Origin of the sequence: Candidatus Amarolinea aalborgensis, from assembly GCF_900491745.1 — a bacterium.
In the GTDB taxonomy this organism is placed as follows: domain Bacteria; phylum Chloroflexota; class Anaerolineae; order SSC4; family Amarolineaceae; genus Amarolinea; species Amarolinea aalborgensis.
The window spans coordinates 1-14144 of sequence record NZ_UETR01000061.1 but is presented as its reverse complement, the minus strand read 5'-3'; the positions used below and the strand labels follow the sequence as shown (position 1 = coordinate 14144).

The window sequence follows — 14144 nt, the reverse complement described above, 5'->3', positions numbered from 1 at the left end:
CGGTCGGCTCCGGCCGACCTGGCGGCGGCACGCCCTTGCGGCCCGAATTCATTCGGCGGCTGCAATCGGCGCAGGATGCCTGAATAGTTACGGTTCAGAATCAAAATCGGGGCAAGCGGTGAGATGACCGCTTGCCCCGACTTTCTTTTGCTTCAGAACCCCGCATCAGGCGTTGGTGCGCAGCCGATAGCCCACGCCCGGCTCAGTCAGGACATAACTCGGCCGCGCTGCATCCGGCTCCAGCTTGTGGCGCAGGTTGCTCATGTTGACGCGCAGCAGGTGTGTCTCGCTCTCATAGCCCACACCCCACACCTGGCGCAGCAGTTGGCGGTGAGTCAGGACTTTCCCAGCGTGCGCCACCAGCGTGCGCAGCAGATCGTATTCGGTTGGCGTCAACTGCACCTCGCGCTCCCCGATCGTGACCAGGCGCCGGCCCAGGTCAACGGTCAATTGCCCGGAACTGAACACAGGCTCACCGGCTGGAGAGGCCGCACGACGCAGCGATGCACGCATGCGCGCCAGCAGCTCGCCCATGCCAAACGGTTTGGTGACGTAATCGTCGGCCCCGGCATCCAGGGCTGCGATCTTGGCCCTCTCCTGCTCCTGCACCGTCACGATGATGATAGGTATCTGCGTCCATTCGCGCAGCAGCCGCGTCACCTCGATGCCATCCATGTCGGGCAGACCCAGGTCAAGGATGATCAGATCGGGCCGATGGGCGGCGGCAGCCGACAGGGCTTCTTTCCCATTGATGGCCTCGAACACGACATAGCCATGGGCGTCGAGAGAGGTGCGCAGGAAGCGGCGAATCGCCGGCTCATCATCCACCACCAATACGCGCGGTCCACTATCGGTCATGATGTCTCGCCTCCCGGCGCCGCGGCGGCAGGCTCGCAGGGCAAAGCCACGGTGACAATCGTACCGCCGCCTGGCCGATTCTGCGCCCAAATACGCCCGCGATGCGCCTCGACAATACCCTGGCAAATGGCTAATCCTAACCCGGTGCCGCTTGCGCCGGTCGGCCGCTGCACGCGATAGAACTTGCCGAAGATCCGCTCCAGGTCTGCGGGCGGCACACCATCGCCGCGATCGAGGACAGAGATCTCCAACATGCCGTCCACCACGCGCGCTTGAATATCAATCGGGGTATCCGGCTGCGAGTACTTGAGCGCGTTGTCCAGCAGGTTGGTCAGCACCTGCGCGATCAGCACAAAATCCATCGGAACGAGGATGGGCGGCGCCTCCACGGTGACGGGACGGCCATCAAGCCGGCGGCCCAGCCGATCCAGCGCGGCGCTGATGACTTCCTGGACATCGCACGGCTCGGTTGTCGCTCTCAGCGCGCCAGCCTCGATGCGGGTCATGTCCAGCAAGTTCCCCACCAGGCGGTTCAGCCGCTCGGCCTCCTCGCGCGCCATCGTGATCAGGCTGCGCTGCGCCGGTTCTTCGAGCGACGCGCTGTCCTCTTCCAGGCTGGAGAGGGCGCCGGTGATGGAGACCAGCGGCGTGCGCAGGTCGTGCGAGATCGAATTGAGCAGCGCGGCCTGCAGCTCCTCAGTCGCGCGTGAAAGCTGCGCCTGCCGTGCTTGTTCGGCCAGTTCGGCGCGCTCGATCGCCAGGGCGGCCTGGCTGGCGAACGCCTCGAGCAAACGCCGTTGTTCGGGCAGCAGATGCGACGTGGGATCAACAGGCTTGACGCCCAACACGCCGACCACGCCGCGCGCGCTCTTGAGCGGAATGTAGCGCCCAGCCGCGGCGGGCAGCGTGTCGGTGCCGCGCCCGGCAGGCTCGCCGTGCTTGAACGCCCATGTCGCGACCGCCAACTCGTTCTCATCGGGTGCATAGCCAGGGCTGAAGGCCCGGTGTTGGAGCGACTGACCCTCTGGCAGCAGGATGACGGAGTCGCGGCCAAAGGTCTGGCTGACGTGGCGGATGACAACCTGCAAGATATCATCCAAGCCGCCGGCTGAGGCCAGGTCGCGGCTGAGCTCGTAAAGAACCACAGCCTGGCCTTCCCCACGCCGGGCCGCGTCGGCTTGCTCGCGCGAGCGCGCCGCGAGGGAACTGATCACCAGGCTGACGATGAAGAGGCCGGCGAACGTCAGCAGATACTCGGTATCGTCAACCGACAAGCGCAGGCGGGGATTGACGAAGAAGAAATCGAACGCCAGCACGCCCGTGGCGGCCGCCACCACGGCCGGCCCGCGGCCGAGATAGATCGCGGCGACCACCACCGCCGCCAGGTAGAGCATCACCAGGTTGGTCGGCGAAACCCAACCGTGGATCGGCGCGCCGAGCAGGGTGGTGGCTGCGATAATGACCAAGGCCCACAGGTAGCGCTGCCAGGGGCGGTGGGGCCGCCAGGGCGAAGGGGAAGCTGCCGGCGCGCCCTCAAGCGCGCCGCTGATCACGTAGATGTCTATCTGGCCGCTGTTCAGAATCAAGCGATCCACCACCGATCCGCGCAGGAGCTCGATCCAGCGCGGACGCAGCGGCTTGCCCGCGATGATTTTGGTGACGTTGTGCTGGCGCGCGTAGTCGAGCATGGTGTCAGCGACGTTCTGACCCGACAGCGTCACGGCTTTCGCGCCCAACTCCTCGGCCAACTGGAGGGCGCGCGCGATTTGGTCTCGGCTTGCCTGTGAAAGGCCGGCTGCGCCTGGCGTCTCGACGTGCACGGCGAACCACTCAGCCTTCAGCTCATCGGCCAGGCGGCGGGCTGTGCGCACCAGCCGCTCGCTCAAGGGGCTGGAACTGATGCCGACCAACAGCCGTTCGCCGGCCGGCCACGGGCCGGGGATGGCGCGCGTTTGCATATACGCGCGCATCTGCTCATCCACGCGTTGGGCCGCGCGGCGTAGCGCCAACTCCCGCAGCGCCGTCAAGTTGCCCATGCGGAAGAACTTCTGGATGGCGCGCGCGGCCTGCTCGGACACGTAGACCTTGCCGTCCTGCAGACGCTGCAGCAGTTCCGGCGGCGGCAGGTCCACCACCTCGATCTCGCTGGCCTCGTCCAGGACGCTGTCAGGCACCTTCTCCCGCACCTCGATACCGGTGATCTGCGCCACGGCGTCGTTCAGGCTCTCCAGATGCTGTATGTTCATCGTCGTGTAGACGTTGATGCCGGCTGCCAGCAGTTCTTCCACGTCGAGGTAACGCTTGGGGTGACGCGAGCCGGGCGCGTTGGTGTGCGCCAGTTCGTCCACCAGGGCCAGCTGCGGGCGCCGCGCCAGCACGGCATCCACATCCATCTCCGGCAGGACCGCCGTTCGATAGGTCACCCCGCGCCGCGGGATGACCTCCAGGTGCGAGACCAACGCTTCCGTCTCGGCCCGGCTGTGGGTTTCGATGTACCCGACGACGACATCCACCCCCTCGGCCCGGCGCTGGTGCGCAGCTTCGAGCATGGCGAAAGTCTTGCCCACGCCCGCGGCGTAGCCCAAGAAGATCTTCAACTTGCCGCGCGCCTGGCGCGCTTCTTCCGCCTGTACGTGGGCCAGGAGACTGTCGGGGTTGGGGCGGACGTGTTCTTCAGACACTGGAGTCCTCTGCACGCGATTGACGGTGGCTCGGATTGATCCTCTGTGGCCTATTCTACCCCATCCAGCGCCAGGTTCAACTTCAGCACGTTGACGCGCGGCTCGCCCAGGAACCCAAGCTGGCGGCCTTCAGTCTGCTGTGCCACGAGCTGCGCGACGGCTTCGGACGTGAGGCCGCGCGCCCGCGCCACGCGCGGCGCCTGGTAGAGCGCCGCGGCCACGCTGATGTGCGGATCGAGGCCGCTGGCAGAGGCGGTCACCAAATCGCCCGGAACCGCCAGGGTGTTGCCTGGGTCGGCAGCCCGCAGCGCGGCGATGCGCGCCTGCACGGCCGCGATCAGCGCGGGATTGCTCGGCCCGAAGTTGGAGCCGGACGACGCCGCGGCGTTGTAGGGGAAGGGCGCCGTGGCCGACGGGCGGCCCCAGAAGTAGCGGGGATCATCGAACGGCTGGCCAATCAAGGCCGAGCCAACGATCCGGTCATTGTGTGCCATGAGGCTGCCGTTGGCCTGGATCGGGAATACCGCTTGGGCCAGGCCGGTCACCGCCAGCGGGTAGACGAGCCCGGTCAGAAGCGTAAACAGGGCCAACAGCACGACGGCCGGCCTGATATATGTTCTCGTCAATTCCGCGCCCTTCATGGATGTCGCCTCCTACGCCAAATTCAGGAATGTCAGCAGCATATCAATCAGCTTGATGCCGATGAACGGCGCGATCAGTCCGCCCACGCCATAGATCAACAGGTTATCGCGCAGCAGACGAGCGGCCGGCGCCGGCCGATAGGCCACGCCGCGCAGCGCCAGTGGGATCAGCGCGACGATAATCAGGGCGTTGAAGATCACCGCCGACAGGATGGCGCTGGTCGGGGAGGTCAGGCGCATAAAGTTGAGCGCGGCCAACGCCGGGTAAGTCGAGACGAACGCGGCCGGGATGATGGCGAAGTATTTGGAGACGTCGTTGGCAATGCTGAACGTGGTCAACGCGCCGCGCGTCATCAGCAGCTGCTTGCCGATTTCGACGATCTCGATCAACTTGGTTGGGTTGCTGTCCAGGTCCACCATGTTAGCGGCTTCGCGCGCGGGCTGCGTGCCGGTGTTCATCGCCACGGCGACGTCGGCCTGGGCCAACGCGGGCGCGTCGTTCGTGCCGTCGCCCGTCATCGCCACCAGGCGGCCGCCAGCCTGGTATTCGCGAATCAGCTTGAGTTTCGCTTCGGGCGTCGCCTGCGCCAGGAAATCATCCACCCCCGCTTCCGCGGCGATGGCGGCGGCCGTCAGCGGGTTGTCGCCGGTGATCATCACCGTCTTGATGCCGATCCGCCGCAGCTGCGCGAAGCGTTCCCGCATCCCGCCCTTGACAATGTCCTTCAGGTGGATGACGCCCAGCGCCTCGCCATTGCGGGCCACCACGAGCGGCGTGCCGCCCGTGCGCGCAATCTCATCTACGGCTGGTCTCAGGTCGGGCGGCGCCGGCCGGCCGCAGTCCTGGATATACGCCACTACCGCGTCAGGCGCGCCCTTGCGAATGTGCGTCCCATCCAGATCCACGCCGCTCATGCGCGTCTGCGCCGTAAACGGAATGAAGTGCGCGCCTGTCGGCGTCTCAGGCCCCGCGCCGACGGCGCGACCGCGCAGGCCGTACTGTTCCTTCGCCAGCACGACGATGCTGCGACCCTCCGGCGTCTCGTCAGCCAGCGAGGCCAGCTGCGCGGCTTCGGCGAGGACGCGCGGATCGGTGTGATTGACCGGGACGAACGCCACCGCCTGGCGGTTGCCGAGCGTGATCGTGCCGGTTTTGTCCAGCAGCAGCACATCTACGTCGCCCGCGGCTTCCACGGCGCGGCCCGACATGGCAATTACGTTACGCTGGATGAGGCGGTCCATGCCGGCGATGCCGATGGCCGAGAGCAGGCCGCCGATGGTCGTGGGGATGAGACAGATCAGCAGGGCAATCAGCACGGTGATCGTAATCGGGGCGCCCTGACCGGCGGCCGCGACGCTGTAGACCGAATAGGGCAGCAGGGTCGCGCACACGACCAGGAAGATGATGGTAAAACCGGCCAGCAGGATATTCAGGGCGATCTCGTTCGGCGTCTTCTGGCGTTTTGCGCCTTCGATCAGCCTGATCATGCGGTCGAGGAAGCCCTCGCCGGGGTCCGCGCTGATGCGCACCAGGAGCCAGTCCGAGAGCAGGCGCGTTCCGCCGGTGACCGCGCTGCGGTCGCCGCCGGCTTCACGGATCACAGGCGCACTCTCCCCGGTGATCGCGCTCTCGTCCACCGACGCAATGCCGGCGATCGCCTCGCCGTCGGCCGGAATGGCGTCGCCGGCCTCCACCAGGACGCCGTCGCCGCGGCGCAGCACGGCCGAGGAAATCGTTTCACATGGGCAGGTGGGGCGCTCTGCAAGCGCGCCGTTCGCGGCTGCGCGCAGCTCACGCAGAACTGCGTCAACAGGCTGCAGCAGCCGCTTGGCCTGGGTCTGATGTCGTGTGCGGCGCAGCGCTTCGGCCTGGGCCTTGCCGCGCCCTTCGGCCACAGCTTCGGCGAAATTGGCAAACAGCACCGTGAACCACAGCCAGATCGTGACCGCGCCGATGAAGGCAGCAGGCGCTTCGCCGCGGCCGAACAGCGCCTGCACCCACAGGAGCGTCGTGAGCACGCTGCCCACTTCCACCACGAACATCACCGGATTGCGCGCCATCGCGCGCGGATTCAGTTTGACAAACGACTCCAGGATGGCGCGTTGATACAGCTCACGCCGCATGGAGGCCGGTTTCTTGAGTTGGGTCGTCATCGCAATACCTGTCCTATCAGTGGCCGTAGACCATCAGATGCTCGACAATCGGGCCAAGCCCCAGCGCGGGGACGAAGCTGAGCGCGCCGACGATCACGATGACGCCGATCAGCCAGGCGATGAAGAGCGGCGTGTGCGTGGGCAGCGTCCCCGCGCCTGCGACGACTTTCTTCTTGCTGGCGAGCGAGCCGGCCATGGCGAGGGCCGGGATGGCGAGCCAGTAACGGGCGAACAGCATGGCCAGGCCAAGCGCGGTGTTGTAGAAGGGGGTGTTGGCGCCCAAGCCGGCAAAGGCGCTGCCATTATTGTTGCCGGCCGAGGAGAAGGCGTACAGGATTTCACTGAAACCATGCGCACCGGGGTTCCCGATGGCGGCCTGTCCGCTCGGGCTGACGACGGCGATGGCCGTGCCCCCCAGAACCACCACGACCGGAATCAGGATCATGAGCGAGGCCATCTTCATCTCGTAGGCCTCGATCTTCTTGCCGAGATATTCCGGCGTGCGGCCGACCATCAGCCCGGCGACGAACACTGCGACGATGACGAACGCCAGCATCCCGTACAGCCCGGAGCCGACGCCGCCATAGACGATCTCACCCAACTGAATCAGCCACAGCGGCGCCAGCCCGCCCAGCGGCATGAAGGAGTCGTGCATGGCGTTGACCGAGCCGTTCGACGCGGCCGTGGTGGCCGTGGCCCAGAGCGCGGAGCTAACAACGCCGAAACGGGCCTCCTTGCCTTCCATGTTGCCGCCGGGGTTCGCGGCGCTTGGCGCCTGGTCAACGCCCACGGCGGTGAGCGCCGGGTTGCCGCCCTGCTCCGCCCAGACCGCCATCCCAACAAGCACGACAAAGATGAGCGTCATGGCCGCGAGGATGGCCCAGCCCTGGCGCGTGTCGCCGATCATCTTGCCGAAGGTGTAGCAGAGCGCAGCCGGGATCAGCAGGATCGCCAGCAGTTCCAGGAAGTTGGACAGCGGCGTGGGATTCTCGAACGGGTGCGCCGAGTTCGTATTGAAGAAGCCGCCGCCGTTGGTGCCCAGCTGCTTGATCGCGACCTGTGAGGCCGCGGGGCCGACGGCCAGCGTCTGCTCAGTAATTCGCTGGCCGTTGGCATCCATCGTCGGCTGCAGCAGGTTCGCAGTCTGGTATGGCCGGAAGGTTTGCACCACCCCTTGCGAGACCAGGAGCAGCGCGAGGATCAATGACAACGGCAGCAGGATATAGAGCGTGCTGCGCGTCAGATCCACCCAAAAATTGCCGATCGTCTGCGCCGTGTGACGAGCCACGCCCCGCGCCAGGGCGACCAGCACGGCCATGCCCGTCGCCGCGGAGACGAAGTTCTGCACGGTCAGCGCCAGCATCTGCGTGAGGTAGCTCATCGTCGTTTCGCCGCCGTAGCCCTGCCAGTTGGTGTTGGTGGCAAAACTAACCGCCGTATTGAAGGACGAATCTGGCGCCACCGCGGCCAGCCCCTGCGGGTTGAGCGGCAGGAATCCCTGCAGCCGCTGCAGCGCATAGACGGCCAGGAACCCCAGCAGGTTGAAGACCAGCATCGTCACGGCGTACGACTTCCAGGTCATCTCAGCGTCGGGGTTCACGGCCGCGGTGCGATAGAAGAGGCGCTCGACGGGCGCCAGCACGGGGTGCAGAAACGTCCGCTGCCCGCTGTAGACGCGCGCCATGAACCCGCCCAGCGGCTTGACGAGCAGCAGCAGGACAGCCAGGTAGACAATTGGCAAAAGCCATTCCAACGTACTCATCCGAAATTCTCCGGTTTCAACAGCGCCACGAATAGATACATCAGCAGCGCCAGTGTGATCAGACCCAGGGCCACAACCATCAGGCTCATGCGCCGCCTCCTTTCAGCCGGTCGCACATCCACACGAAGCCCCAACTGGCGGCGAAGAAGATCAGCGCCAGGCCCACAAATGCGAGATCGCCCATCGAGACACCTCCACAAATCACGTCCTGCTCAAGCAGACGGCGCGGCCGTTGACCGTGACGCTGTCTCTACTGTACACCTGACGCGCGTCAAATGGCGGACAAGAAAGGCAGGGACCGTGTTAAGAAATGGTCAAGCCTGGGGGCGATGCCACGGCGCCGGCGGCCGACCGGTATATAAGCTAAAAACCCGACTTCTTTGAGAAGTCGGGTTTTTGGGCCTTGAAACAGGCAGTCTTGGCCGCGACAGATTGCACGAACGATGTGATCCCGGTATAATGGGCCTCATGTCTGGTCAGCCGCCCATTGGAGCCTGTCCGCATGAGCCAACTCGAACAACTTCAGCCCAACGCCGCGTTGCGCGGTATCGTGCCCGATGCCCTGGTCACGGTGGTCAACGTGCAATGGTTCGGCTCCGAGGCGATTGAGCTGACCTACAAGGAGCCGAGCGGCCGCGTCGCCAACGAGCTGCTCTTTCGCCACGACGAACCGCGACTGGAGGTGGTCCAACAGGGCCGGCCGTGGAGCTTCGACGGCGATGGGCGCCTCTTTCGGCTCGTCTCGGAGGCGCACCGTATCCGCCTGGCCCATCTTTTCGACCCGCTGCTGGCGGTGCATACATCGCTGATTGAGCCGCTGCCCCATCAGATCACCGCGGTCTACGAAGCGATGCTGCCGCGCCAGCCGCTGCGCTTCCTGTTGGCCGATGACCCCGGGGCGGGCAAGACCATCATGGCGGGGTTGCTCATCAAGGAGCTGATCGTGCGCGGCGACCTACAGCGCTGCCTGGTTGTGTGTCCAGGCAGCCTGGCGGAGCAATGGCAAGACGAGCTCTACCGGCGTTTCCATCTTCCGTTCGACATCCTCACCAACGACAAGCTCGAAGCGGCGCGCACCGGCAACTGGTTCCTGGAGAACAACCTGGTCATCGCGCGCCTCGACAAACTCGCCCGCGACCCTGATGTGCAGCAGAAGCTGCAGGCGGCCGACTGCCGCTGGGATATGGTGGTGTGCGACGAAGCGCACAAGCTCTCCGCCACCTTCTTCAACGGCGAAATCAAATACACGAAACGCTATAAGCTCGGCCAGTTACTCGCCACCTTGACGCGCCACTTCCTGCTGATGACCGCGACGCCGCACAACGGCAAGGAGGAGGACTTTCAGCTCTTCCTGGCGCTGCTCGACGGCGACCGCTTCGAGGGCCGCTTTCGCGATGGCGTGCACCAGGTGGACGTCTCCGACTTGATGCGCCGGATGGTGAAGGAAAACCTGCTGAAGTTCGACGGCACGCCGCTCTTCCCGGAGCGAATCGCTTACACGGCGCCCTACAAGCTCTCAGCGGCCGAGACCCACCTCTACAGGGCGGTGACCGACTACGTGCGCGAGGAGTTCAACCGCGCCGATGCGCTGCAGAAGGACAAGCGCGCCACCATCGGCTTTGCGCTTACCATCCTGCAGCGGCGGCTCGCTTCGTCGCCCGAGGCGATCTACCAATCGCTGCGCCGGCGGCATGAGCGATTGGAAAGCCGCCTGCGTGAGCTGGAAGTGCTGCAGCGCGGCGCCGGGATAAATAGTAGACAGGATTCACAGGATTTACAGGATTTTATTCGCAGCCCAGAGGACTTCGAAGACCTGGAAGATGCGCCGGACAACGAAGTGGCTGTGGTCGAGGAGGAGATCCTTGACCAGGCGACGGCCGCGCGCTCCATCGCCGAGTTGAAAGCCGAGATTGAGACCCTGAAGGGCCTGGAGTCGCTGGCCCTCGCCGTTCGCCGCAGCGGCACGGACACGAAGTGGCGCGAGCTGGCCAGCCTGCTCAGCGAGATCTTCACGCCCGCCAGTATCGCCAACCGCCTGGCCGACGAACGGGCGTCTTACACGGCCGGCCCCATCCCCAAGCCGGCGCCGTCGCCGCGCCAGAAACTGGTGCTGTTCACCGAGCACCGCGACACGCTCAGCTACCTGGAGAGTCGTATCACGACGCTGCTTGGCCGCCGCGAGGCGGTGGTCATAATCCACGGCGGCATGGGCCGCGAGGAGCGCCTGAAGGCCCAGGAATCGTTCCGCCACGACCCCGAAGTGCAGGTGCTGCTGGCCACCGATGCCGCCGGCGAGGGCATCAACCTGCAGCGCGCGCATCTGATGATCAACTACGACCTGCCCTGGAATCCCAACCGATTGGAGCAGCGCTTTGGCCGGATTCACCGCATCGGCCAAACCGAGGTTTGCCACCTGTGGAACCTGGTGGCGGAAGAAACCCGCGAGGGGGATGTCTACCGCACCCTGCTGGAAAAGCTCGAGCAGGCGCGCCAGGCGCTCGGCGGCCAGGTCTTCGATGTGCTCGGTAAATTGCAGTTCGAGGGTAAGCCGTTGCGCGACCTGCTGATCGAGGCGATCCGCTACGGCGAACGGCCCGAGGTGCGCGCACGCCTGACCCACGTCATCGCTGATGCGGTTGATCGCACCCAGATCGAGAACCTGCTGGCGGAGCGGGCGCTCGTGCATGAGATCATGGATGCCGGCCGGGTGGCCCTGGTGCGTGAAGAGATGGATCGCGCGGAGGCCCGCCGCCTGCAGCCGCACTACATCGAGTCCTTCTTCCTTGAAGCGTTCAAGCTGCTCGGCGGCACGCTCCGTCAGCGCGAGCCGCGGCGCTACGAGGTCACCCACGTGCCCGGGCCAGTGCGCAACCGCGATCGTCAGGTTGGGACGGGCGAACCGGTGCTGCCGCGCTACGAGCGCATTGCCTTCGAGAAGTCGCTCGTGTCGCCGCAGGGTCAGCCGCTGGCAGCCTTTGTTTGCCCCGGTCACCCGCTGCTCGACGCCACGCTCGACCTGTTGCTGGAGCGCCAGCGCGACCTGCTGCGCCGGGGGACGATCCTGGTTGACGAAAGCGATCTCGGGACGGCGCCCCGCGTGCTCTTCTATCTCCAGCACGCAATCCAGGACGCCAGTGTGACGCCGGGCGGCGAGCGCCGCGTAATCTCGAAGCAGATGCTGTACGTCGAGCTGGATGCCGCGGGCCAGGCGCGGCACCTGCACTATGCGCCGTATCTCGATTATCGTCCGCTGCGAGCCGACGAACCGGACGTGCAAACCCTGATCGAGCGGCCAGAGTGTGCCTGGATCACGCGCGATCTGGAAAGGCAGGCCGTGGCGCACGCGATCGGCCACATGGTGCCAGGGCATGTGCAGGAAGTGCGCGGCCGGCGCCTGGCCTGGATCGAAAAGACCCGCGCCGCGGTCAAGGACCGCCTGACCAAGGAGATCGGCTACTGGGATCATCGCGCGGAGGATCTGAAGCTGCAGGAGCAGGCCGGCCGGCCCAACGCCCGTCTGAACTCCCTGGAAGCCCGCCGCCGCGCCGACGAGCTGGAGGTGCGCCTGCAGAAGCGCACGGAGCAGCTCGATCTGGAAGCGCAGATTTCAGCCCTGCCGCCGGTGGTGCTCGGCGGGTTGGTGGTGGTACCTATCGGACTGCTTGCCCGCGTGAGCGGCCAACCGGCGCCTAGCCCCGCGCCGTCGGCGGATACGCAGGCCGCGGCCGCGGCGGCCCGCGCGATTGTGATGGAGGTTGAGCGCCGACTCGGCTGCGACCCAACTGATCGCGAGCTGGAGCATCTTGGCTATGACATCGAAAGCCGCGACCCGCGCCGCGGTCATCTGCGCTTGATCGAGGTCAAGGGTCGCATCAGCGGCGCGCAGACCATCACCGTGACCAAGAATGAAATTCTCACCTCGCTCAACAAGCCGGATGATTACATTCTGGCGATTGTCGAATTTTTCGACCATCATACCCATCGGGTTCACTATCTGCGCCGGCCGTTCCGGCGTGAGCCCGATTTTGGCGTGACGAGCGTGAATTATGACTTCGCCGAACTGCTGGCACGAGCAGGAGAACCAGCCTGAGTCAGCCTTCAGCGCCAGGTGAAGGAAGTCAATACGGTGCGTCGGGAGGAGAAGAGGTCACGTATGGAGCACAGCGGAGAGTTCGCTCGTCTTTGTGGCAACTCGAACGTCGTGGCCTTTGCTGAGAAGGCCATCAGACAGAGCTACTGCGATAGGATGCCGCATCATGCCAACGAACTCCACGCGATGGTAGGATCCATTTTCCAGCAGCTCGTTGAGACCTGCCAGAGCGAGGCTGAATTCACGGCTGCGCTGAGGCATATCCAGGCCCGCATCCTCAGAACCGACGAGCCCAGCTTCTGGTTCACCCAAGCGTACCGTCACTACAAGCGCGACGTGAAGCCGTTGATGCGGTTCGCTCATGTCGAGCCGTGGCTCGTGGGCAGGCGAGTGCTAGACTTTGGGTGTGGTGATGGAGCATTGGCTGGACTGCTCCACCGTCAGGGGTACCAGGTAGGCCTGACCGATATACTCGATTACCGAGACACGGAAGTCCGTAAGTTGCCTTTTGTGCGTATAGAAAAACCCGATATTGTGCCGTTTGCAGACCGGTCTTTCGACACAGTTCTAACCCTTTCGACGCTGCATCATATTGATCCTGCCAATCTATCTTCTGCTTTGTCCGGAATGCGACGGGTGGCGCGACGTGTCGTGGTTGAAGAGGAGTGCTATGCGCTGCCGTCAAACCTCGTTGGCCTGAGCGCGGCCCTGGCGCACGACGCGCTCTTAGGCGAGTTCGTAGCGATGGCACCCTCGGATCAGCTAGGTTACCTGATGTTTCTCGATTACTTTGGCAATGTCGTTATAGGTGGTTTGCAGCAGATCAATCTGCCTTTTCAGTTCAAAACCGTTGACGACTGGCTGGCAGTCTTTGCCAAACACGGCTTTGTGGTGGTTCAAGCCTTGCTTCTGGGTTTTCAACTGGCTTATTTTCATCGTAGTAGTCACATCTGGTTTGCACTCGACACTTAGCATCCAGAATGGGCGCGTAGCGGCCAATCTGCGAGCACAGCGGTCGGCGCGCTGTATGGTAAAATACATGCAGCGCCCGGTTACGCGCGAGCCGGATTTCGGTGCGATGTACGTTGACCGTGACTGGCGCGAGCGCTGGGAACGAGGGAAGAAGTGACACCATGCGAGACTCAACCTTTCTGCGACGGGTCGTGCTCAAGAACTACAAGAGTATTGCGGCCTGCGATGTTCAGCTGGGGCCCCTGACTTTTCTCGTCGGCCCCAACGGCGCCGGTAAGAGCAATTTCCTGGATGCGCTGCGCTTTGTGGCCGATGCGCTGCGGACGTCGCTGGACCACGCGCTGCGTGACCGCGGAGGGATCAATGACGTGCGCCGCAGGTCGGGTGGACATCCCACGCATTTTGGGATGCGCCTGAGTTTTTGCCTGCGGAGTGGGGAGAACGGCCATTACGCCTTTCGCATTGGCTCACAACGCGGAGGAGGGTATGAGGTTCAGCAGGAAGAATGTTTCATCTACGGGGCGAGTGGGCGTCACTTCCGTGTCGAGAACGGTAACCTCACCTCTGTAAGCAGCAAGACAGCCCCTGCCGTCTCGTCTGATCGGCTCTACCTGGTCAATGCCTCGGGGTTACCCGAATTCCGTCCTCTCTATGACGCATTTTCTAACATGGGTTTCTACAGCCTGAATCCCGATCGCATCCGTGACTTACAGTCCCCCGATTCCGGTAAGCTTCTGGCACGCGATGGGAGTAACCTGGCCGGCGTCTTAGCGCAGTTGACGGCCCAGAACCCTGCGACCAAGCAGCGCATCGAAGAATACCTCGGCAAAATTGTCCCGGGCGTACGCCGGGTTGAACACCGGGTTCTAGGACCCAAAGAAACGATTGAGTTTGGTCAGGCAGTCGCTGGTTCAGAGTTTCCGTGGCGGTTTTTGGCCGCTAATATGTCGGATGGCACGCTGCGCGCGCTGGGCATTCTTGTCGCT

At 64.4% G+C, this 14144-nt stretch carries 9 protein-coding genes; 3 read left to right on the top strand and 6 right to left on the bottom strand.

The features are described 5' to 3' along the window. Positions 1–165 precede the first annotated feature (165 nt). From ACPQ6D_RS23170 to kdpF, 6 genes are read right to left on the bottom strand one after another with little or no spacing between them, the layout of a single operon-like run. Positions 166–858 (bottom strand): response regulator, encoded by a 693-nt coding sequence (locus tag ACPQ6D_RS23170; RefSeq protein WP_423226727.1) that lies wholly within the window; start codon positions 856–858, stop codon positions 166–168. Continuing rightward, on the bottom strand, positions 855–3539 hold the full coding sequence (locus tag ACPQ6D_RS23165) for a DUF4118 domain-containing protein (RefSeq protein WP_423226726.1): 2685 nt from the start codon (positions 3537–3539) through the stop codon (positions 855–857). The genes ACPQ6D_RS23170 and ACPQ6D_RS23165 overlap by 4 nt, the downstream gene beginning before the upstream one ends. Before the next feature lie 50 nt (positions 3540–3589). Next, complete coding sequence (kdpC, locus tag ACPQ6D_RS23160) at positions 3590–4180, bottom strand: potassium-transporting ATPase subunit KdpC (protein WP_423226725.1); 591 nt, start codon at positions 4178–4180, stop codon at positions 3590–3592. 12 nt (positions 4181–4192) lie between these two features. Next, positions 4193–6334: a potassium-transporting ATPase subunit KdpB gene (gene kdpB / locus ACPQ6D_RS23155; RefSeq protein ID WP_423226724.1), complete on the bottom strand. Its 2142-nt coding sequence runs from the start codon at positions 6332–6334 to the stop codon at positions 4193–4195. A gap of 16 nt (positions 6335–6350) precedes the next feature. Further along, on the bottom strand, positions 6351–8096 hold the full coding sequence (gene kdpA, locus ACPQ6D_RS23150) for a potassium-transporting ATPase subunit KdpA (protein ID WP_423226723.1): 1746 nt from the start codon (positions 8094–8096) through the stop codon (positions 6351–6353). Next, the gene (gene kdpF, locus ACPQ6D_RS23145) at positions 8093–8185 is read right to left on the bottom strand and encodes a K(+)-transporting ATPase subunit F (protein WP_423226722.1); all 93 of its coding nucleotides are present in this window, start codon (positions 8183–8185) and stop codon (positions 8093–8095) included. Before kdpF ends, kdpA begins: the two co-directional genes overlap by 4 nt. Positions 8186–8598: 413 nt before the next feature. Here kdpF and ACPQ6D_RS23140 point away from each other — a divergent pair, with 413 nt between their 5' ends. The 3 genes from ACPQ6D_RS23140 to ACPQ6D_RS23130 all read left to right on the top strand — a co-directional run. Continuing rightward, positions 8599–12186, top strand: coding sequence for a helicase-related protein (locus ACPQ6D_RS23140; RefSeq protein ID WP_423226721.1), 3588 nt, complete (start codon positions 8599–8601; stop codon positions 12184–12186). Between the two features lie 63 nt (positions 12187–12249). Further along, complete coding sequence (locus tag ACPQ6D_RS23135) at positions 12250–13158, top strand: class I SAM-dependent methyltransferase (protein ID WP_423226720.1); 909 nt, start codon at positions 12250–12252, stop codon at positions 13156–13158. A 191-nt stretch (positions 13159–13349) separates the two neighbouring features. Beyond that, positions 13350–14144 (top strand): AAA family ATPase (locus tag ACPQ6D_RS23130; RefSeq protein ID WP_423226719.1); only part of this gene is annotated, 795 nt, incomplete at its 3' end.

Excerpts from the sequence above, each read along its gene's own strand:
- ACPQ6D_RS23170 (WP_423226727.1), bottom strand. The coding sequence starts at position 858 with ATGACCGATAGTGGACCGCGCGTATTGGTGGTGGATGATGAGCCGGCG.
- kdpC (WP_423226725.1), bottom strand. The coding sequence starts at position 4,180 with ATGAAGGGCGCGGAATTGACGAGAACATATATCAGGCCGGCCGTCGTG.
- kdpB (WP_423226724.1), bottom strand. The coding sequence starts at position 6,334 with ATGACGACCCAACTCAAGAAACCGGCCTCCATGCGGCGTGAGCTGTAT.
- kdpA (WP_423226723.1), bottom strand. The coding sequence starts at position 8,096 with ATGAGTACGTTGGAATGGCTTTTGCCAATTGTCTACCTGGCTGTCCTG.
- kdpF (WP_423226722.1), bottom strand. The coding sequence starts at position 8,185 with ATGAGCCTGATGGTTGTGGCCCTGGGTCTGATCACACTGGCGCTGCTG.
- ACPQ6D_RS23140 (WP_423226721.1), top strand. The coding sequence starts at position 8,599 with ATGAGCCAACTCGAACAACTTCAGCCCAACGCCGCGTTGCGCGGTATC.
- ACPQ6D_RS23135 (WP_423226720.1), top strand. The coding sequence starts at position 12,250 with ATGGAGCACAGCGGAGAGTTCGCTCGTCTTTGTGGCAACTCGAACGTC.